The sequence below is a fragment of the Roseovarius mucosus genome, from assembly GCF_002080415.1.
Classification (GTDB): Bacteria; Pseudomonadota; Alphaproteobacteria; order Rhodobacterales; family Rhodobacteraceae; genus Roseovarius; species Roseovarius mucosus_A.
Genome location: NZ_CP020474.1, coordinates 360020 through 378388, shown reverse-complemented (window position 1 = coordinate 378388; position 18369 = coordinate 360020). Strand labels below are relative to the sequence as shown.

The 18369-nt window shown below is 63.0% G+C and carries 20 protein-coding genes and 1 tRNA gene; 15 read left to right on the top strand and 6 right to left on the bottom strand.

The features are described from left to right. Positions 1-97: 97 nt before the first annotated feature. Positions 98-187: transfer RNA gene (locus ROSMUCSMR3_RS01860), tRNA-Ser, on the bottom strand. Between the two features lie 133 nt (positions 188-320). On the opposite strand from ROSMUCSMR3_RS01860, the gene ROSMUCSMR3_RS01855 reads away from it, so the two are divergent. From ROSMUCSMR3_RS01855 to ROSMUCSMR3_RS01820, 8 genes are all read left to right on the top strand, one after another. Beyond that, the gene (locus ROSMUCSMR3_RS01855; RefSeq protein WP_081506261.1) at positions 321-1166 is read left to right on the top strand and encodes a DUF2059 domain-containing protein; all 846 of its coding nucleotides are present in this window, start codon (positions 321-323) and stop codon (positions 1164-1166) included. Between the two features lie 2 nt (positions 1167-1168). Continuing rightward, the gene (locus ROSMUCSMR3_RS01850) at positions 1169-1975 is read left to right on the top strand and encodes a DUF2059 domain-containing protein (protein WP_237183516.1); all 807 of its coding nucleotides are present in this window, start codon (positions 1169-1171) and stop codon (positions 1973-1975) included. Between the two features lie 199 nt (positions 1976-2174). Then, a complete protein-coding gene (locus tag ROSMUCSMR3_RS01845) occupies positions 2175-2789 on the top strand; it encodes a 50S ribosomal protein L21 (RefSeq protein WP_081506259.1) in 615 nt (204 codons plus the stop codon). A gap of 11 nt (positions 2790-2800) precedes the next feature. Further along, a complete protein-coding gene (gene rpmA / locus ROSMUCSMR3_RS01840; protein ID WP_008281135.1) occupies positions 2801-3070 on the top strand; it encodes a 50S ribosomal protein L27 in 270 nt (89 codons plus the stop codon). Between the two features lie 185 nt (positions 3071-3255). Further along, on the top strand, positions 3256-3795 hold the full coding sequence (locus ROSMUCSMR3_RS01835; protein WP_008281134.1) for a GNAT family N-acetyltransferase: 540 nt from the start codon (positions 3256-3258) through the stop codon (positions 3793-3795). Positions 3796-3830: 35 nt separating this feature from the next. Then, positions 3831-4874, top strand: coding sequence for a GTPase ObgE (gene obgE, locus ROSMUCSMR3_RS01830; protein WP_081506258.1), 1044 nt, complete (start codon positions 3831-3833; stop codon positions 4872-4874). After that, entirely contained in the window at positions 4862-5968 is a 1107-nt protein-coding gene (gene proB / locus ROSMUCSMR3_RS01825; RefSeq protein WP_037297675.1) for a glutamate 5-kinase, read from the top strand. The genes obgE and proB overlap by 13 nt, the downstream gene beginning before the upstream one ends. Positions 5969-5986: 18 nt before the next feature. Next, entirely contained in the window at positions 5987-7252 is a 1266-nt protein-coding gene (locus ROSMUCSMR3_RS01820) for a glutamate-5-semialdehyde dehydrogenase (protein ID WP_008281131.1), read from the top strand. On the opposite strand, the gene ROSMUCSMR3_RS01815 is transcribed toward ROSMUCSMR3_RS01820, so the two are convergent. After that, on the bottom strand, positions 7242-7841 hold the full coding sequence (locus ROSMUCSMR3_RS01815) for a histidine phosphotransferase family protein (protein WP_081506257.1): 600 nt from the start codon (positions 7839-7841) through the stop codon (positions 7242-7244). The two genes, ROSMUCSMR3_RS01820 and ROSMUCSMR3_RS01815, sit on opposite strands and share 11 nt — an antisense overlap. 26 nt (positions 7842-7867) lie before the next feature. Between ROSMUCSMR3_RS01815 and ROSMUCSMR3_RS01810 the strand changes: the two genes are divergently transcribed. From ROSMUCSMR3_RS01810 to ROSMUCSMR3_RS01800, 3 genes are all read left to right on the top strand, one after another. Beyond that, positions 7868-8050 (top strand): DUF3553 domain-containing protein, encoded by a 183-nt coding sequence (locus ROSMUCSMR3_RS01810; protein WP_040651557.1) that lies wholly within the window; start codon positions 7868-7870, stop codon positions 8048-8050. Between the two features lie 108 nt (positions 8051-8158). Beyond that, entirely contained in the window at positions 8159-8926 is a 768-nt protein-coding gene (locus ROSMUCSMR3_RS01805) for a GNAT family N-acetyltransferase (RefSeq protein WP_081506256.1), read from the top strand. Further along, positions 8923-9759 (top strand): lysophospholipid acyltransferase family protein, encoded by an 837-nt coding sequence (locus tag ROSMUCSMR3_RS01800; protein ID WP_237183515.1) that lies wholly within the window; start codon positions 8923-8925, stop codon positions 9757-9759. Before ROSMUCSMR3_RS01805 ends, ROSMUCSMR3_RS01800 begins: the two co-directional genes overlap by 4 nt. 6 nt (positions 9760-9765) lie before the next feature. Here the strand turns inward: ROSMUCSMR3_RS01800 and ROSMUCSMR3_RS01795 are convergent, their stop codons facing one another. Then, positions 9766-10386: a thiamine phosphate synthase gene (locus tag ROSMUCSMR3_RS01795; protein ID WP_081506255.1), complete on the bottom strand. Its 621-nt coding sequence runs from the start codon at positions 10384-10386 to the stop codon at positions 9766-9768. A gap of 198 nt (positions 10387-10584) precedes the next feature. Here ROSMUCSMR3_RS01795 and ROSMUCSMR3_RS01790 point away from each other — a divergent pair, with 198 nt between their 5' ends. The 4 genes from ROSMUCSMR3_RS01790 to ROSMUCSMR3_RS01775 are packed head-to-tail and all read left to right on the top strand — an operon-like array spanning position 10585 to position 16099. Next, positions 10585-11997, top strand: coding sequence for a YcjX family protein (locus tag ROSMUCSMR3_RS01790; protein ID WP_081506254.1), 1413 nt, complete (start codon positions 10585-10587; stop codon positions 11995-11997). Continuing rightward, entirely contained in the window at positions 11994-12440 is a 447-nt protein-coding gene (locus tag ROSMUCSMR3_RS01785; RefSeq protein WP_008281124.1) for a GNAT family N-acetyltransferase, read from the top strand. The genes ROSMUCSMR3_RS01790 and ROSMUCSMR3_RS01785 overlap by 4 nt, the downstream gene beginning before the upstream one ends. Next, complete coding sequence (locus ROSMUCSMR3_RS01780; protein ID WP_081506253.1) at positions 12437-13438, top strand: YcjF family protein; 1002 nt, start codon at positions 12437-12439, stop codon at positions 13436-13438. The genes ROSMUCSMR3_RS01785 and ROSMUCSMR3_RS01780 overlap by 4 nt, the downstream gene beginning before the upstream one ends. A 3-nt stretch (positions 13439-13441) precedes the next feature. Then, positions 13442-16099: a DUF2339 domain-containing protein gene (locus ROSMUCSMR3_RS01775; RefSeq protein ID WP_081506252.1), complete on the top strand. Its 2658-nt coding sequence runs from the start codon at positions 13442-13444 to the stop codon at positions 16097-16099. On the opposite strand, the gene ROSMUCSMR3_RS01770 is transcribed toward ROSMUCSMR3_RS01775, so the two are convergent. From ROSMUCSMR3_RS01770 to ROSMUCSMR3_RS01760, 3 genes are read right to left on the bottom strand one after another with little or no spacing between them, the layout of a single operon-like run. Continuing rightward, a complete protein-coding gene (locus ROSMUCSMR3_RS01770; RefSeq protein WP_081506251.1) occupies positions 16096-16683 on the bottom strand; it encodes a nucleotidyltransferase family protein in 588 nt (195 codons plus the stop codon). The two genes, ROSMUCSMR3_RS01775 and ROSMUCSMR3_RS01770, sit on opposite strands and share 4 nt — an antisense overlap. Continuing rightward, positions 16683-17489 carry an ABC transporter permease gene (locus tag ROSMUCSMR3_RS01765; RefSeq protein WP_008281120.1) on the bottom strand — a complete coding sequence of 269 codons (807 nt, stop codon included), beginning with the start codon at positions 17487-17489 and terminating at the stop codon, positions 16683-16685. Before ROSMUCSMR3_RS01765 ends, ROSMUCSMR3_RS01770 begins: the two co-directional genes overlap by 1 nt. Then, the gene (locus ROSMUCSMR3_RS01760) at positions 17486-18367 is read right to left on the bottom strand and encodes an ABC transporter permease (protein ID WP_081506250.1); all 882 of its coding nucleotides are present in this window, start codon (positions 18365-18367) and stop codon (positions 17486-17488) included. Before ROSMUCSMR3_RS01760 ends, ROSMUCSMR3_RS01765 begins: the two co-directional genes overlap by 4 nt. Positions 18368-18369 lie beyond the last annotated feature (2 nt).

Here is an 18369-nt window from a genome sequence, read left to right as displayed (position 1 = left end):
GAAACAGAATCAGCGCGCTAAGCGTTTTTTTAATGTGGGGCTTTATGTGGGATACGTCTTTGACTTCGATAATTTATTCAATGAAATCAAGGGCGTATGGCGGAGAGACAGGGATTCGAACCCTGGGTGGGGTTGCCCCCACAACGGTTTTCGAGACCGCCCCGTTCGACCACTCCGGCACCTCTCCGCGGGGGTCTGGTGGAGCAAGCGTTTATTTGCCTTTGGCGGGGGGGGCAAGGGGGATTTGCATTGTTTCGCGGGATAATTTGCCTAGGTTGGGCTAAGGTCTGAGCGAAGCGATCTGGAAAGGATGACGTGTCATGAGCGAGGTTCGCTTGCGGTCACCGGCGCGCGGCGTCGTTTTGACGGTTCTGGCGGTGGTGATGATGGCGTTGATCGCAGGGCCTCTGCGTGCGGCGGATCGGGCGCGGCTGGAGGCGTTTCTGGAGGTGACGGGCTTTGGCGTGGCGCTGGACAGTATCGCGCTCTCGGCCTCGGGCGCGCCGGCGATGCTGGGGCTTTCGGCCAGTGATTTCGGGCAGGGCTGGAGCACGCTGGCCGATGAGGTGTTTGAGACCGCACGGATGCGTGAGATGGGATTGAGCATCCTCGAAGAGGCGATGGATGACGAGATGTTGGGCCATGCGGCCGAATTCTATGCCTCGGATTTGGGGCAGCGTCTGGTTTTGGTCGAGAATGCCGCGCATCTGCATGAGGATGACGACGTCAAGCGGGCTGAAGGCGAGGCGCTGTTGGCCGCGATGCCGCCTGAGCGTGTCGAGGTGCTGCGCGCGATGAATGCGGCGGTGGACAGTGCGGGCACCGGGGTGCGTGCGGTGCAGGAAATTCAGGTGCGGTTCTTGCTTGCGGCCTCTTACGCGGGCGTGCTGGAAAGCGAGATCGACGAAACCATGCTGCGGGCGCTTTTGGCGGAGGACGAAGACGAATTGCGCGAGAGCCTGCGCGCCTCGGCGCTGGCCAGTGCGGCCTATACCTATCAGAGCCTGCCTATTGAGGATCTGCGCGCCTATGTTGCGGCGCTCGAGCATCCGATCATGGCGCGGGTTTATGAGCTTATGAATGCCGTGCAATATGAGATCATGGCCAACCGGTTCGAGGTTTTGGCGGCGCGGATGCGGGGGCTGACCCCGGCGCAGGAGCTGTGAGGGTGCGGGCGGTTCTGTTTGCCTGTGCGGCGCTGATGCTGGCGGCGCTGCCACTGCGTGCGGGCGAGGTTGATCGGCTGATGGCCGCGCTACACTTTGAAGAAACCGTGGCGATCATGCGGGCCGAAGGGCTGCGCTATGGCGGCGATGTGGGCGACGAAATGTTGAGCGCGGTCGAGCGGGCCCGTTGGGATCGGGTGGTGGGCCGTGTCTATGATGCGGATCGGATGCTGGCGCAGGTGCAAAGCCGGTTCGCACAGGCGATGGACGGCGCCGACACCGGCGCTTTGCTTGGGTTTTTCGAAGGGCAGGGTGCTGAGGTTGTCGCCTTGGAAATTGCCGGGCGTCGGGCGCTGTTGGATGACGGCACAGAGGCTGCGGCAGAGGCGCGCTATGCCGAGTTGGCGGCGGCGGATGCGCCGATTGTGCGCCATGTGGCGACCCTTATTGCGGATAGTGATCTGATCGAGCGCAATGTCGCGGGGGCACTGAATGCCAACCTTGGATTTTATCGAGGGCTGGCTGATGGCGGCGGTCTTGATCTGAGCGAACAGGAAATGCTGGCGGAAATCTGGGCGCAGGAGCCTGAGATGCGCGAGGAGACCCGCGATTGGTTGCAGGCCTATCTGACCATGGCCTATCAGCCGTTGCCGCAAGAGGTGCTTGAGGCCTATATTGCCCTTTACCGCAGTGCCGAGGGCCAGCAGTTGAATCATGCGCTGTTCGTGGCCTTTGATGCGATGTATGAAGAGTTGTCCTATCAACTTGGGTTGGCCACCGCTTTGACGATGCAGGGCGAGGATTTATGAGGGATTTGGCGTGGTTTTGCCCGGCTGGGCCTTGACTCTGACGATGGAGTTTGGCATCAGCGCGCAACCCGGCGGGATGATCTTGCCGGGTTTGTCTTTGATATACACCCCGATAGGGGCGCAGTTCGAGGTGGCCTGAGGGCCGAAAACGCCCGGTTCATCCGGGGACCACAGAGCGCGGAGAGAAAAGGAAGAGCCCATGTTTGCGGTCCTCAAGACCGGTGGCAAGCAATACAAGGTGTCGTCGGGCGACATTCTTCGTGTTGAGAAACTTGCAGCTGATGCTGGTGAAAAAGTTCAGTTCAACGATATCCTGATGCTCGGTGGCGATGCCCCCGTGATCGGTGCGCCCTTTGTGGTCGGTGCGGCCGTTCAGGCCGAGGTCGTTGATCAAATCAAGGGTGACAAGGTTATCAACTTTGTCAAACGTCGCCGTAAGCACGGCTCGCAGCGCACCCGTGGCCATCGTCAGAAGCTGACGCTGCTGCGTGTCACCGAGATTCTGGCGAGCGGTGCAGACGCAACAGGCGTCAAAGCGGCTGTCGGTTCCGGCTCGGTTGCGACTGTGGTCGAAGCGAAGCCCGCCAAGAAATCCAGCGCCAAGCCGGCAGCGGGTGGCGATGATCTCAAGCTGTTGTCGGGCGTTGGCCCCGCACTTGAGAAGAAGCTGCTTGAAGCGGGTGTAACCACCTTTGCCCAAGTGGCGGCATGGACCGAAGCCGATGTGGCTGCCATGGACGAAAAACTGTCGTTCAAGGGCCGGATCGAGCGTGAAGGCTGGATCGAACAGGCCAAAGAGTTGGCTAAAGGCTAAGGAGAGACCAAATGGCACATAAAAAAGCAGGCGGTTCATCCCGTAACGGGCGCGACTCTGATGGTCGTCGCCTTGGCGTCAAGAAATACGGTGGCGAAGCCGTTATTTCCGGCAATATCCTCGTGCGTCAGCGCGGCAACAAGTTCTGGCCGGGTCTGAACGTGGGCGAAGGCAAGGATCACACGCTCTTTGCCGTCGCGGAAGGCGCTGTGAAGTTCCACAAGGGCCTCAAGGGCCGCACCTTTGTTTCGGTTCTGCCAGTGGCGGAGGCCGCTGAATAAGCCGTCCTTAGGGTTTTTAGACTAGAGGGGATCGGCGAGACCGCCGGTCCCTTTTCGCTTTTGCGGGCTGGGGAGCGTGCTCGCGGGGTGACGACACTGCACAATTGCGCGAGCGTGCCGTTGTGCTTTGGCGGGGAGGGGCCATCTCTTGCCATGACTTTGGCGCTGATCGGAGGAGCAGGCGCATGAAATACGAAACGATTGTCAACCAACCGGTGATGCCGGCGGAACGGTTCGATCTGCGCCCTTTGCGGGTGTCGGATGCGGGGTTGATCGGGATGAATGCCGGGGATGAGCGCGTGGCGCGCTTTACCCGAAGCATCCCGCATCCCCTGCCACCGGGAGCCACGGAGGCGTTGATCACCCGGGCACAGGCCGAGGACCGGTCCGAGGATATCTGGGCCATCGACGGCACCAAGGCGGGCGGCTCTGAGGTGATGGGCCTCATCAGCCTTGAACGGGTGGATGACGGACAGTCCGAAATCGCCTATTGGGTGGCTCCGGCCTATTGGAATACAGGGGTGGCCTCGGCGGCGGTTGAGGCGCTCTTGACGGCCAATCCGCACCGGGCGCGCACGATCTTTGCCTCGGTGTTTCAGGACAATGCGGCCTCGGCACGGGTCTTGACGAATTGCGGGTTTCAGTATCTTGGAGATGCCGAAGCGTTCAGTGTCGCGCGTGGGGCCAAGGTTCTGACTTGGACCTATAGTAAAAAGATGATCTGAGGCCCCGCACTGGGCCTTTGCGATAAGGACAGACTATGAAATTTCTCGATCTCGCAAAGGTCTATATCCGCTCTGGCGGCGGCGGCGCGGGCAGCGTCAGCTTTCGCCGCGAAAAGTTCATTGAATTTGGCGGGCCGGATGGCGGCGACGGCGGCAATGGCGGCTCGGTCTGGGCCGAGGCTGTGGATGGGCTGAATACGCTGATTGATTTTCGCTATCAGCAGCACTTTTTTGCCAGAAGCGGCACGCCGGGCATGGGGCGCCAGCGCACCGGCGCGAGCGGGGATGACATCGTTTTGCGCGTGCCGGTGGGCACGGAAATCCTTGACGAGGACATGGAAACAGTCCTGGCCGACATGACCGAAATCGGGCAGCGCGTGCTTTTGGCCCAGGGCGGCAACGGGGGCTGGGGCAATCTGCATTTCAAAACCTCGACCAATCAGGCCCCGCGCCGCGCTAATCCCGGGCAAGAGGGGATCGAGCGCACGATCTGGTTGCGGCTCAAGCTGATTGCCGATGTCGGGCTTTTGGGTTTGCCCAATGCGGGAAAATCGACATTTCTTGCCGCCACGTCGAACGCGCGCCCCAAGATTGCCGATTATCCCTTTACCACGCTGCATCCCAATCTGGGGGTTGTGGGCGTGGATAATGTGGAATTCGTGGTGGCCGATATCCCGGGGCTGATCGAAGGCGCGTCTGAGGGGCGCGGACTTGGTGATCTTTTTCTGGGCCATGTCGAGCGGTGTGCGGTGCTGCTGCATCTGGTCGATGGCAGTTCAGGCGATCTCGTGGGCGATTATCAGACCATCATCACCGAACTTGAGGCCTATGGCGGGGGTTTGGCGGATAAGCCGCGTGTGACGGTGTTGAACAAGATTGACACCTTGGATGATGAAGAGCGCGCGTTTCTGCGCGATGAGCTGGAGGCCGCCTGCGGCACGCCGGTGATGCTCATGTCTGGCGTGTCCGGTGAAGGCGTGACGGAGGTGCTGCGCGCGCTGCGCGAGCGCATCGACGCGGACCGCCTGCGCCACAAGGTGAGTGACGAGGACGAAGAAGACGCACCGTGGCAACCGTAACTGACGCAAAACGACTGGTGATCAAGATCGGCTCGGCCCTGTTGGTGGACCGGGTCGGTGGGGCCTTGCGGGCCGAATGGCTGGGCGCGCTGATCGAGGATGTCGTCTGGTTGCGGCAGCGCGGCACAGATGTGATCCTTGTCTCGTCTGGGTCTATTGCGCTTGGGCGTCGGGTGTTGAACCTGCCGCAGAGTGTGCTGACGCTGGAGCAGTCGCAGGCAGCCGCCGCCGTAGGGCAAATCCGGCTGGCGGGGGCCTATGATGCTGCCTTGGCCGCGCATGGGCTGACGGCGGCGCAGGTCTTGGTGACGCTCGAGGATAGCACCGACCGGCGGCGCTATCTCAATTCCCGGGCCACTCTGGAACAGCTTTTGCGCTTGGGGGCTGTGCCCATCGTCAATGAGAATGACACCGTGGCCACGGATGAAATCCGCTATGGCGATAATGATCGGCTGGCGGCGCAGGTTGCAGTGACGGCAGGTGCGGATCAGTTGATCCTGCTTAGCGATGTGGACGGGTTCTATACCGCCAACCCTGCGCAGGACCCGACCGCGCGACGGTTTGACACCGTGGCCCTGATCACGCCCGAAATCGAGGCGATGGCGGGTGACGCCGTATCGGGCCTGAGCAAGGGTGGCATGAAGACCAAGCTTTTGGCGGCCAAGACTGCCACGGCGGGGGGCTGCGTGATGGCGATCACGCAAGGCGATGTGCTGCATCCGGTGCGCGCGCTAAATGAGGGGGCCGCCGCGACATGGTTTCTGGCGCAAGGTGATCCGCAGCAAAAGCGCAAGGCGTGGATTGCCGCGATGAAGCCCAAGGGGCGTGTCATCGTTGATGAGGGCGCTGCGCGCGCTCTTACAGCGGGCAGCAGCCTGCTTGCCGCCGGTGTGACAGAGGTCTCGGGCCGGTTTGGCCGGGGCGATCCGGTTGAGGTGGCCGATGCGGCGGGGCGCGTGCTTGGCCAAGGGCTTACGCGCTATGATGCGGCGGATGCGGAGCGGATCAAGCGGCTGCGTTCGGATCAGATCGAGGCGGTGCTGGGGTATCCGGCGCGGGGGCCTTTGATGCATCGTGACGATATGGCATTCTGAGAGCCCGGAGGGCGGACTATGAAAGACCAGACAGAGATTGCGGCGCTGATGGCCGAAATCGGGGCGCGGGCGCGTGCGGCCTCTGCGGATTTGGCCATTGCCGATGCCGCGAGCAAGCGCGCAGCGTTAGAGGCGGCGGCAGAGGCGGTCTGGGCCGGACGGGGTGAGATCCTGGCCGCCAATGCCCGCGATCTGGACTATGGTCGTGACAAGGGGCTGTCTCATGCGATGATGGACCGGCTGGCGCTCGATGAGGCGCGTATTCAGGGTATTGTCGACGGGTTGCGTGCGGTTGCGGCGCAGGACGATCCGGTGGGCGAGGTTTTGGCGGAATGGGACCGGCCCACGGGCCTGCATATCCGCCGGGTGCGCACGCCATTGGGGGTGGTCGGCGTGATCTATGAAAGCCGCCCGAATGTGACGGCGGATGCCGGTGCCCTCTGCGTGAAATCCGGCAATGCGGTGATCTTGCGCGGCGGGTCAGAAAGCTTTCATTCCTCGGGTGCGATCCATGCCTGTCTGGTTGCGGGATTGCGCGCGGCGGGCCTGCCAGAGGATGCGATTCAGCTTGTGCCGACGCGGGACCGCGCCGCGGTTGAGGCAATGTTGACCATGACCGACACGATTGATGTGATCATTCCGCGCGGCGGCAAGGGCCTTGTGGGCCTCGTGCAGCGTGACGCGCGGGTGCCGGTCTTTGCCCATCTTGAGGGGATCGTGCATATTTATCTCGATGCGGCGGCGGATGCGGCCAAGGCGCTTCGGGTTGTGCTCAATGCCAAGACCCGGCGCACCGGGATCTGCGGGGCGGCGGAATGTCTGCTTATTCATCGCGATATTGTCGACACCATCGGCCGGGATGTGATCCGCGCGCTGATCGAGGCCGGGGTCGAGGTGCGCGCCGATGCGGCGTTGCAGGGGATTGCGGGAACTGTGCCGGCCACGGACGAGGATTGGGGCCGCGAATACCTAGACAGTATCATCGCCGTCAAAGTTGTTGAAAACATTGATGATGCCATCGCGCATATCCGTCGCTACGGGTCGAACCATACCGAGTGCATCGTGACCGAAGCTGATGCGGCGGCGGCGCGTTTCTTTGCCCGGCTGGACAGTGCGATTCTGATGCGTAACGCCTCGACGCAATTTGCCGATGGGGGCGAATTCGGCATGGGCGCTGAAATTGGGATCGCCACCGGCAAGATGCATGCGCGCGGCCCGGTGGGGGCGGCGCAACTGACCAGTTTCAAATATCTGGTTGAGGGGGATGGAACCGTCAGAGCGTGACGCGAAACTCTGTGTCGGTGAGTTGGCGCTGAAGGGTTGCGCCCTGCGCCGCGAGGCAGTGATGCAAGAGCTGGAAATGCACCTGCGCCGGGGTGGGCCGGGGCCAAGGCCCCTCTGCGCAGAGCGCGCGCCAGAGATCCACATCCGGGGCAAGACGGGCCGCAGTGGCCACGATCTGCCATCCTTCAGGCGTTTGGCTGACGGCGAGTTGCCCGCCCTGCGGCAGGGCCTGTTCCACGCACAGCAAGCCAAGCAGCAGGATTTGCGCCATGGGGCGTGGCAGCGGAGCGGTGATCTGAAGGGTAAGCGTGATGCGCCCCCCCGCGTGCAGGGTGCCAAGAATGTCGCGCAGTTCTTCGGCCCGCGTGACGTGATCGTCCTCAGCCTGACCAAAGGCCAGCCGAAAGAGCCGCACCCGCGCCAAGGCCTGCGCTGCCGAGGCCGCGATTAGCGCCATTTCCGGCCCTTCCATAGTGCCGGACAGGCCCATCAACTCAAGCCCATTGCCGATCGCCCCCAGCGGGCTGACGAGATCATGGCAGATGCGCGAGGCTATCAAAGCGCCAAGAGCATGGGTATGTTGGGGCATGAGATGACTCCGGGACGGGATGCAGCATGACGGATATGAATTCGATACTTGAGCCAGGAATGCTGGTGCTGCATCCGCAGAGGCCGGATTGGGGAACGGGGCAGGTGCAATCCAACATTGGCGGACGGATCACGGTTAACTTTCGCGAAGAGGGTAAAGTGGTGATTGATGGCAATCGCGTGGAACTGATACCTCTTCTTGATCCCTGATCGAGGTTAGCAAAAGGTTAACAACCGCCGAACCTTGCGACCAGTGGTATCGTTGCACTTGGTGGCGCTCTTGCCTAAAAGGCGGCGCAGACCCCAGAGACAAGGCCGATGATCGCAAGCGCCCCCAAGTTCCGTGTGAAGCTGGCCGATACGCCCGAGGAATTGCGCGCGGCTCAACGCTTGCGCTACGAGGTCTTTGTCGAGGAATTGGGCGGTGACGGGCCGCTGGTCGATCACGCGGCGCGGTTGGAACGCGACCGCTTTGATCCGTTCTTTGACCACCTGTTGTTGTTGGACGATGCGAATAATGCTGCCGTTGTCGGCGTTTACCGCCTGTTGCGTGACGATCAGGCCGCGCGCGCAGGCCAATTTTATTCCGAAGACGAATACGATCTGAGCGCGCTCAAGACCAGTGGTCGGCGGCTGATGGAATTGGGGCGGTCCTGTCTGGCGAAATCTTATCGCGGGGGACCGGGCATGTATCATCTCTGGAACGGTCTGGGCCGCTATGTGACGGATCATGGCATCGAGATCCTGTTCGGTGTGGCCAGTTTTCATGGCACAGATATCGCGCATCTGGCCCCGTCACTAAGCTTTCTGCATCAGCGACATCTGGCGCCAGAGACTCTGCGTGTGCGGGCGCGGGAGGGACATTTTCAGCGCATGGACCTGATTGCCGCGCGCGATCTAGATCGGCGCGCGGCGATGCGCCAAGTGCCTGCGCTGATCAAGGCCTATCTGCGATTGGGGGGCTATGTTGGCGATGGCGCTTTTGTGGACCATCAGTTCAATACGACCGATGTCTGCCTGATTCTCGATACAGACCGTCTAAGTGAAAAGCAGAAAAACATTTATCAACAGAGTATTACGTCTTGAAGTTCAGGTGGCAGTCCGAGGTGCCGCCCCCTGAGTTCACGCTGACACCCGGCGGGTGGTTGCGCGTGGGCCTGCGGGGGCTGGGTATGGCGCTGGTGATTCTGCTGGGCGTGGTCATCGCGGTCGCATTGCGGCTGGTCGAGCGGCCCTTGTATGGCGTGCACCGTCCGTGGACGCCCTATGTGACGCAATGGGTGTGTTGGGCGGTGTTTCGCGTGCTGGGCATGCGGCATGAGGTGGTGGGCACGCCGATGCATGTGCCCGGTGCGGTGGTGGCCAACCACGTCTCTTGGCTGGATATTTTCGCGCTCAATGCCTGTAAGCGGGTGTATTTCGTGTCAAAATCCGAGGTGGCGGGTTGGCCCGGCATCGGGCATTTGGCGCGGCTGGTGGGCACGGTGTTCATCACCCGCGATCCGAAAGAAGCCAAGGCGCAGACCGAGATTTTTGAAGAGCGCCTGTTGGCGGGCCACAAGCTTTTGTTTTTTCCAGAGGGAAGCTCTACCGATGGGATGCGCGTTATCCCTTTTAAATCAACGCTCTTTCAGGCGTTCTTTAGCAAACGGCTAGAGCATTCAATCAACGTTCAGCCGGTTTCGGTGATCTATAAGGCCCCCGTGGGTCAAGATGCCCGCTTTTATGGCTGGTGGGGCGATATGGATTTTGGCACGCATCTTTTGCGTGTTTTGGCGGTGCGGCCTCAGGGCCGCGTGCGTGTGGTCTATCACGCCCCGGCGCGTGTCGATTCCTTTGCGGACCGCAAGGCGCTGGCCGCTTGGGCCGAGGCGCAGGTGCGCAGCGGCATGCCAGAGACACGCCGGGGGCAAGAGTGACGAGGCTCAGCCCATCGCGGCGATGAAGCGGCCAAGCGCGGCAACCGGGTCCTCTTCACGCCAGATTTCCTCGCCAAAGGCCAGAAAATCCGCCATAGGTGTCAGTTGCGCCACCAGCGCCAAATCAAGCGCGCCTTCGGCCACGACCGGCAGTTCGATCACCTTGGACCACCAGTCGAACACATCCATATCAACCCGCGCGCCGTCGTCTAGCGGGCTGGCCCCCACGGGACCAAAGCTGATGTAATCAGCGCCTGCTTCGCCTGCGTTCATACCGTCATGGCGGGATGTGCCACAGAAACAGCCGACAATCGCATCCTCGCCCAATTCTTTGCGCGCGGCGCGCACCGAGCGTCCGGCATCGGGAAGATGCACACCGTCCAACCCATGCCGCTCGACCAGCATCAAGTGGCTCTCGATGACCAAGGCCACGTCACGGGCATGTGTCACCTCACGACAGGCATCGGCCGCACGCGCGATGCGATCCTCGTCACGGCTGGCAAGGGCCAAACGCACGCAGGCGACGGGATGACTGTCGAGCACGCGGGCCAATGTGTCGGGAAAGACGCTCAGCTCGAATTCGGGCGGGGTGATAAGGTAAATCTGTGGCTGCTCGGTCTCGGCCATTGGGGCGCTCCTGATGGATTTTTGCCCCTATACCGTGGAAAAGCGGCTTTGACCATTGGGCAGGTCGGGCTTCCTCTTGGGTCAGATGCAAACCGTCTCGCTCTGGTTCAGGGCTGCGGGGAACGCCCGGGCGCAATTGCCCCTAGCAACCCCTCTGGCGGGTCTCTATCTTGAGCGCACGAGAAAAAGGGGCAGTTCTTGGCGATTGCAGGTTTGGCAGACGGGGTGGTGCGCAGCATCGAAGGCTTGGGCGACCGGGTTGGGCAGGCATTGTTCGAGCCGGTGATCCGCGTCGGTGTGACGGGCCTTGCGCGCGCTGGCAAGACGGTGTTCATCACCTCTCTCATCGCCAATCTGATGGACCGGGGGCGGATGCCCGGCCTTTTGGCGCAGGGCGAGGGGCGGATTCTGGCGGCCTATCTGCAGCCGCAGCCCGATGTGACCTTGCCGCGTTTTGACTATGAGTCGCATTTGGCCGCTTTGACCGGTCCGGAACCGCATTGGCCCGAGAGCACGCGCACCGTGTCCGAGCTTCGGCTGTCGCTGCGCGTGCGGCCTGCGGGGCTTTTGTCGGGGGTCACGGGGCCACGTGTGATCCATCTTGATATCGTGGATTATCCCGGCGAGTGGCTGCTGGATCTGGCTTTGTTGGACAAAAGCTATGAGGAATGGGCCGCCGAGGTGCTGGCGCGGATCGGGGCGCGCAGCGAGGCGGCTGCCTATCTCGCACAGGTGACAGAGGTGGATACGGCGGCACCGCTTGATGAGCCCGTGGCGCAGGCTTTGGCCGCTGGCTTTACCGCTTATTTGCATGCGGCGCGCGCCGCTGGTTTCTATGATTGCACGCCGGGGCGATTCATTTTACCGGGGGATCTTGCGGGATCGCCGGTGGTCACCTTCGCGCCTCTGCCCGGGGGCAAGGCGGGCCGGGGCAGCCTGCGCGCCGAGATGGCACGGCGCTATGACGCCTACAAGCGTGAGGTCGTAAAGCCGTTTTTTCGCGATCACTTTGCCAAGATCGATCGGCAGGTGGTTTTGGTGGATGCACTTGATGCCATCCACAAGGGGCCGCAGGCGGTCGAGGATATGCGCCGGGCGATGGCGGATATCCTGAGCGCGTTCCGGCCGGGCCGCAATGCGTTCCTGACACAGTTGTTCTTGGGGCGGCGCGTAGAGCGCATTCTCTTTGCCGCGACCAAGGCGGATCACCTGCATCATGCGCAGCATGGGCGACTGACGGGGATCATGGCGGCCCTCTTGCGTGAGGCGCGGGACCGGGCCGAGTTTGCCGGGGCCACGACGCAGGCAATGGCCTTGGCCGCATTGCGCGCCACGGTCGAGGAACGGGTAAGCCACAATGGCGAGATGCTCGACTGTGTCCGTGGACGGCTGCTCGAGACCGGGCGGCAGGCGGCGTTTTATGCAGGCGATCTGCCGGATGATCCGGGACAACTCTTGGCCCCGGCACGGGCGGGGGCCAAGGAGTGGTTGGGGCGGGACTATCAGGTGATGCGGTTTGCGCCTGCTCCGCTCAACCTGCGCCCCGGCGAGGGCCCGCCGCATATTCGGCTGGACCGGGCGGCGCAGTTCCTGTTGGGGGACAAGCTATGAAGACGGCGCGTGGGCGGCTTTGGCATTTGCCGCGTCTTGCGATGATCCTTTGGGCGTTTACGCGTGCCACGCCATGGTTGCCAAGGGTGCGCAGCCACTGGGACGATCTTCGCGCGCTGGCACGGGTCATCCGTTGGGGATGGGTGCGCGTGATCCGCGAGCAGGGCCGTGTTGCCGGATTTTTGGTGCGCGACGGCGATATCCTGCATGCGCTCTATGTCCATCCGGTGCTGCGTGGGCAGGGGTTTGGCCGGGCACTTTTGGCCGAAGCCAAGGCCGAAGCGGGCGTGCTGCGCCTTTGGGTGGTCGAGGCCAATGCCGCCGCCCGAGCATTCTATGCGCGCCAAGGATTCGTCGAGGCGGCGCGCAGTGCGGGTCTGGGAAATGATGAAGGGCTGCCGGATATCCTGATGGTCTGGCGTGGCGAGGGAGTGAGCGCGTGAGCGTTGATAAGGCCAAGGGCCCGGTATTGATTGAGATGGAGGAGCGTGCCGCCGAGGGACCGGACCGCGCGCCGCCCGTGCCCGATCTGGTTGAGCGGCCAGACGGGCGGGCGATGCGGGCGGTGATCACGCGCGGTGCGGCGGGGCCGTCTTGGCTGGGTCGGCTGTTTTGGGGTTTGGCGCTTGGGCTGATGGGGGCCGCCGTATCGGTGGCGGCATGGGATTTCGCAGTTGGATTGATCGCTCGGGTGCCGGTGCTGGGCTATGGCGTCGCGGCGATGGGCGTGGGCCTTTTGCTGGTGGCAGCGATGATCGGGCTGCGCGAGATGGCAGGATTCGCCCGATTGGGGCGGCTCGATACCCTGCGGCGCGAGGCCGCTGCGGCGCTGACCGGAGGCGATCTGGAGGCGGCGCGAGCGGTCGTGGCGCGGCTGCGCGCGCTTTACGCCGCGCGCCCCGAGGCGGCTTGGGGGCTTGAGCGGCTTGCAGAACAGCAGGCGGATCAGTTCGACGCCGAGGCGCTGTTGGGGCTGGCGGAGGCCGAGGTTCTGGCCCCTCTCGATGCGCTCGCGTTGCGCGAGGTCGAGACTGCGGCGCGGCAGGTGGCAATGATTACGGCTTTGGTGCCGCTGGCCTTGGCCGATGTGGTGGGGGCGCTTGTCTCTAATCTGCGCATGATCCGGGCAGTGGCCGAGATATATGGCGGACGCGCGGGGTTTCTTGGCAGTTGGCGCTTGGCCCGTGCGGTGATGGCGCATCTTTTGGCCACCGGGGCAGTGGCCGTGGGGGATGACCTGATCAGCAGTGTGGCTGGGGGCGGCGTGCTGTCAAAGGTGTCGCGACGGTTTGGCGAAGGTGTGGTCAATGGTGCGCTGACAGCGCGGGTGGGCGTGGCTGCGATCGAGGTGTGTCGCCCATTGCCGTTTCAGCGCGGGCGCAGGCCCTCGGTGACAGGTGTCGTGCGTCGGGCACTGACTGGCCTGTTTGGGCAGGGGTGATCCATGGACGCGCTGGCAGTTGTCATCGGGCTTGGGATACTGGCGCTCCTCGTGATCGGGGTGCCCTATCTCTTGGTGTCGCATGCGCGGCTCAAGGCGCGGGTGGCGCGGCTTGAGGCGGGGTTGGGACAAACGACGCCAGAAGTTGTGACAGAAGTTGTGACAGAGACTGTGGGTGCGCCTGTGGTCGAGGACCGGGCCGGACCCTGGGCAAGCGCATCTGTTGTTGCGCCTCAGACCGAGCCAACGGACACACCGCCGCGCGCCTTTGTGCTGCGGGCGGACCGGCTTGGGGCACTGATGGCGTGGCTGAGGGCCAATTGGGCCTTGGCCGTTGCGGGTGTCTCGCTGGCCTTGGCGGGCGTCTTCATGGTGCAATACGGCGTCGAGCAAGGGGTGCTTACGCCGTTTTGGCGGGTAATGGGCGCGCTGGCGCTTGGCGCCGCGCTGATTGCAGCGGGCGAGCGGCTGCGGCGGCGCTATGGCGACGAAGCGGCGGGCGCGGTCACGGGCCTGCCGTCGGTTCTGTCGGGGTCGGGCGTGATCGCGCTTTTTGCAGGCGTTTTGGCGGCGCGGGGCCTTTATGATCTGATCGGGCCGGGCATGGCCTTGGCGGGGCTGATAGGTGTTGGGGCCGGGGCGGTTGTACTTGGCTGGTTCCATGGGCCGGTGCTGACGGCGCTCGGCTTGATCGGCGCAGGTGTGGCACCGTTCCTGGTGGGCGGACAGTCTGATACGCCGGGGGTGTTTTACGGCTTCTACGCGCTGCTTGCGGCCGTCGGGCTGGCGGTGGATGCCGCGCGCCGTTGGGCATGGATTTCAGTCTTGGCATTGATGGTCAGCATGGGCGGTGCAACGCTTCTATATCTGGGGGAGGCTGGAGCGCTGCTGTATCTGGCGTTCTGGGCCGGGCTGGTTGTTTTGACGCTGCTGGTGCCCGAGGCGCGGATGATACCCCAGCACGCGGGAAATTCGCTGCTGCGACGCGTCATGGCTAGGGGCGCATATCCTGATTTTCCGGTGCGGCTGGTCTGGGCCGTGGTGGTATTGGCAAGCCTTGCTGCGCTGATGCTGGCGCGTGACGCGGGCGAGGCACTGGTGGTCTGGGGTGCACTGAGCCTGCTTGCGGGATTGCTGGCAGCATTGACCCTTGGCACGCGGCGGGCTGAGGCGCTGGAAGATGTGCCACTGGTTCCGGCTTTGGCGGCGCTGGTGCTGGTGACGCTTGAAGGGTTTGGGAAGGGGCCAGTCTGGTCGGGGTTCATGGCCGGGATCGAGCGCTTGCCCGAATCCCCGATGCCCATGGCGGCGAGTGTCATTCTGGCGGGCGGGGCGGTGGCCTCGGTCGTTTTTGCCTTTCGCGCCCGATATGCGGCGGGGACGGTGCCGGTGATCCTGTGGAGCCTTGGGGCGGCGGTGATGGCACCGGGGCTGGCGCTGATCCTTGAGCTGCTTTGGACCCCGGCCATGGTGATCGGTGCCTATGGTTGGGCTTTGCAGGTGATGGCCCTGGCGGGGCTGATGGTGGTGTTCGCAGTGCGGGCACGGGGATCTGAGGCCCGGTTGGTGGCAGCGGTATTCGCTGGGGCAGCGCTGGTGCTGATCACCTTGGCGCTTTTTGTGATGCTGAGCCAGGCGGCGTTGACGCTGGCGCTTGGGGTGATGGTGCTGGCGACGGCGCTGATTGATCGGCGGTTCAATCTGCCGCTCTTGGGCGGGGTGGCGCAGGTGGGCGTTGCGGTGATCGGCTACCGTTTGGTGATTGATCCCGGTCTCTCTTGGGCGGTGCGCGAGGCGGGCTTGGGGGATGTGTTGCTGTCGCATCTGGGGCCGCTGATATTGCTTGGGGCGGCATGGTTTGTCATGGCGGCGCGGGCCGGTGGCACGACGCGGGTGGTGATTGAAAGCGCCGTTTGGACCATCACGGCGATCGTGCTCAGCGTGCTTTTGCAGCGTTGGCTGGGGGGGCCGGGGGCGATGGGCCATGCGGGTCTGGGCCTGACGGCGGCGGTGTGGCTGGCCTCTGCCATGGTGCAACTCTGGCGTTTGCGCGCGGGCGGGCGCGTGGTGCGATGGCTGCGGTTGGCTCTGGCGGCGGCTATGGGCGCGGTGGCGCTCGTGACGCTGGTGGCGCAGGCGCTATTGACCAATCCGCTTGTGCCGGTGCTCTGGCGCAGGGAATTCGTCAGCGGGCCGCTGATCCTTGATACATTGGCCGCCGCCTATTTGCCCGTTGCCTTGGTTTTTGCCTTGGCCGCGTGGAAGCTGGATCATCTGCCACGTTTGCTGCGGCAGGTCTTTGTCGTGGCGGGCGCGGGCTATGGCGCGTGGTATCTCGGGCTTGAAATCCGGCGGCTTTGGCAGGGGGATGATTTGAGCGTGCCGGGGGTTAGCGATGGTGAGCTATACAGCTACACGGTCGCGCTCATTCTGGTCTCGGTGCTGCTTTTGGTGATTGCATTGCTGCGACGGTCCGAGACGCTGCGCCGGGTGGCGATGGCCGGGGTCGCGTTTACCGTGGCCAAGGTGTTTCTGGTCGATATGGCAGGATTGGCGGGGCTGGTGCGGGTGGCCTCGTTCCTTGGGCTTGGCCTTTCTCTGGCGGGGCTGGCCTGGCTCAACCGGCGGATTGCCGAGCATATGGGGCGCGGGGCAGTTTAGCCCTGAGCGGCGCGCCATGCCGCCCAAGCCTCGGGTGTGTCAAGGTCGGTTGTGGCATGCTGACGGGGCAAGGGAACGGGCGTCACGGGATGCGCGCGCAAGAGGTCACGCGCGCCAGTGTCGCCGGTGATCTGGGCTAAGTCTGGCAGAAGGCGCGCGGGCAGAATAACCGGATGGCCGGGGGTGCCATCCGCATCGCATGCCCGAAAGATATGTTCACAATCATTTACTTGCAGCATGATCTTCATGTCATCTGCGGTCAGGTCCGGCAGGTCGGGGAGCAAGACCATTAGGGCTGTGACCCCTTCGGCCATTGCCCATGTCGCCCCCGCGCGCAGTGAGGCGGACATGCCGGTTGCGGCATCAGGCACAGGCAGGAGAGTGGCATCTAAACCCTTTAACGCCGTGCGGCGTGCAAGCCCCTCTGGTGGCAGGGTTACGGCCACGTCGCATCCGGTGCCAAGCGCAAGCGTCACGCGGTCCCGCAGAAGCGGTTGGCCACGCACCATTTCCAAGAGCTTGTCCGTCCCCCGCATCCGCGAAGATGCCCCGGCCGCGGGTACGAGAATCGCCACACCCCCCATCAGCGGATCAGGTTCATCCGCAGGCTGAGCTTGCGGCGGTACTCCTGCGGCAGATGGCGGTTGAGCCGGCGATTGATCAGGCCAAAGACACCGATCACAACCAGCGTGAGCAAGATGAAATAGCCGGCAAGAATGGGGTAGGGCACGAAGGGGTTAAAGGTCTTGTCGGCAAAATACTTGGCGTAATACAGCGCATCGCCGCGCTGTTGCCAGACCGGAAAGCCCGAAAAGAACACCAGCGTGGTGGCGTGAAAGAGAAAGATCGCCTCATTCGTATAAGCGGGCCATGCCAGCCGCAGCATGGTGGGCCAGATGATCCGGCGAAAGCGGGGCCAGCCGGAAAACCCGTAGGCATCCGCCGCCTCGACATCGCCCTTGGGAATGGAGCGGAGCGCGCCATAGAAAATCTCGCCGGAATAGGCTGCGGTGTTGAGGAAAAGCACGATCAGCGCCCCGAGCCACGCTGAGGTCAGAATGTCAAAGAAGGGTGAGACGGATTTGAGCGATAGAAAGAAGAAATAGGCAAAGAAGAACTGGATAAAGAGCGGCGATCCGCGAAAGACAAAGATGAACCATTCCGACAGCTTGCGGATCACGCGGTTGCGAGAGCCTTTGCCAAGGGCCACGGCAGTGGCAAGGATGAAGCCGCTGATGAGCGCGAAGAACCCGAAATAGACATTCCAGATCAGGCCAGAACCGATGAGGGTGAATTGCTGGCATAGGGTGAAATCGCTTTGTGGCAGAAGGCGTTCCCCAATACCAATGGCGCGCAGTCCGTAGGCTTGAATGGTCTCAAGGCAGCTCATGCCGCTTTCCTTTGCGCTTCACCGCCGGTGGTGGCCTGCCCCAGAGTGAGGCGTTGCATCAGGCGTTCCAGCACCACTTCGGAGATGCGGGTAAAGCCAAGGTAAAACACCATCAGCCCGAGAAAATACCACATCCGCCAGTCGCCATGCGGGTATTCCGTAAAGCGTGGGTTGGCGGTGGCACCGAGTTCGCGCGCCCAATAGACGATATCCTCGACCCCCAAGAGAAAGAGCAACGGCGTGGCTTTGATCAGCACCATCCAGAGATTGCCAAGGCCGGGCAGGGCGTAAACCCACATCTGCGGCACCATGATCCGCCAAAACGCCTGACGCCGGGTCATGCCATAGGCCTCTGCGGTTTCCATCTGGGCGCGCGGCACGGCACGCATCGCGCCAAAGAGCACGTTGGCGGCAAAAGCACCAAAGACAATGGCAAAGGTCAGCACTGCAAGGGTGAAGCCGTAGGTTTCATGCACCCATTGTGGGGCAGAACCGAGCGGCAGTTTGGCGGCCTGACAGACCACGAAATCATTGCCTTGACGGATCGGTTGATCCCAGTCAGGGCAGAGGATTTGATGCCGCGCCCATTCAAACGCTTGGTCAAGAGCGATGACAAAAAAGAGGAAAAACGCGATGTCGGGCACGCCGCGCACGATTGCGATATAGGCTTTGCCGAGCCAGCGGACCGGGGCGATATGCGCCCGCGCGGCCATGGCCCCGCCAAAGCCAAAGGCGAGGGCCGCAGGTGCCGTAATCGCCAGCAGCAACAGCACAGTGCCCACCGCATAGTAGAGTTGCAGGTGTTTGGACGTGGTGAGATAACAGCTCAGCCACGCAAGCCCGTCGAGATTGGCCGGATCGGAGCAAAAGGCAAACATCG

Bases quoted from the DNA above. Each gene is read 5' to 3' on its own strand.
- ROSMUCSMR3_RS01855 (WP_081506261.1), top strand. From the start codon at position 321: ATGAGCGAGGTTCGCTTGCGGTCACCGGCGCGCGGCGTCGTTTTGACG.
- ROSMUCSMR3_RS01845 (WP_081506259.1), top strand. From the start codon at position 2,175: ATGTTTGCGGTCCTCAAGACCGGTGGCAAGCAATACAAGGTGTCGTCG.
- rpmA (WP_008281135.1), top strand. From the start codon at position 2,801: ATGGCACATAAAAAAGCAGGCGGTTCATCCCGTAACGGGCGCGACTCT.
- ROSMUCSMR3_RS01835 (WP_008281134.1), top strand. From the start codon at position 3,256: ATGAAATACGAAACGATTGTCAACCAACCGGTGATGCCGGCGGAACGG.
- obgE (WP_081506258.1), top strand. From the start codon at position 3,831: ATGAAATTTCTCGATCTCGCAAAGGTCTATATCCGCTCTGGCGGCGGC.
- ROSMUCSMR3_RS01820 (WP_008281131.1), top strand. From the start codon at position 5,987: ATGAAAGACCAGACAGAGATTGCGGCGCTGATGGCCGAAATCGGGGCG.
- ROSMUCSMR3_RS01815 (WP_081506257.1), bottom strand. From the start codon at position 7,841: ATGCCCCAACATACCCATGCTCTTGGCGCTTTGATAGCCTCGCGCATC.
- ROSMUCSMR3_RS01810 (WP_040651557.1), top strand. From the start codon at position 7,868: ATGACGGATATGAATTCGATACTTGAGCCAGGAATGCTGGTGCTGCAT.
- ROSMUCSMR3_RS01805 (WP_081506256.1), top strand. From the start codon at position 8,159: ATGATCGCAAGCGCCCCCAAGTTCCGTGTGAAGCTGGCCGATACGCCC.
- ROSMUCSMR3_RS01795 (WP_081506255.1), bottom strand. From the start codon at position 10,386: ATGGCCGAGACCGAGCAGCCACAGATTTACCTTATCACCCCGCCCGAA.
- ROSMUCSMR3_RS01785 (WP_008281124.1), top strand. From the start codon at position 11,994: ATGAAGACGGCGCGTGGGCGGCTTTGGCATTTGCCGCGTCTTGCGATG.
- ROSMUCSMR3_RS01775 (WP_081506252.1), top strand. From the start codon at position 13,442: ATGGACGCGCTGGCAGTTGTCATCGGGCTTGGGATACTGGCGCTCCTC.
- ROSMUCSMR3_RS01770 (WP_081506251.1), bottom strand. From the start codon at position 16,683: ATGGGGGGTGTGGCGATTCTCGTACCCGCGGCCGGGGCATCTTCGCGG.
- ROSMUCSMR3_RS01765 (WP_008281120.1), bottom strand. From the start codon at position 17,489: ATGAGCTGCCTTGAGACCATTCAAGCCTACGGACTGCGCGCCATTGGT.
- ROSMUCSMR3_RS01760 (WP_081506250.1), bottom strand. From the start codon at position 18,367: ATGTTTGCCTTTTGCTCCGATCCGGCCAATCTCGACGGGCTTGCGTGG.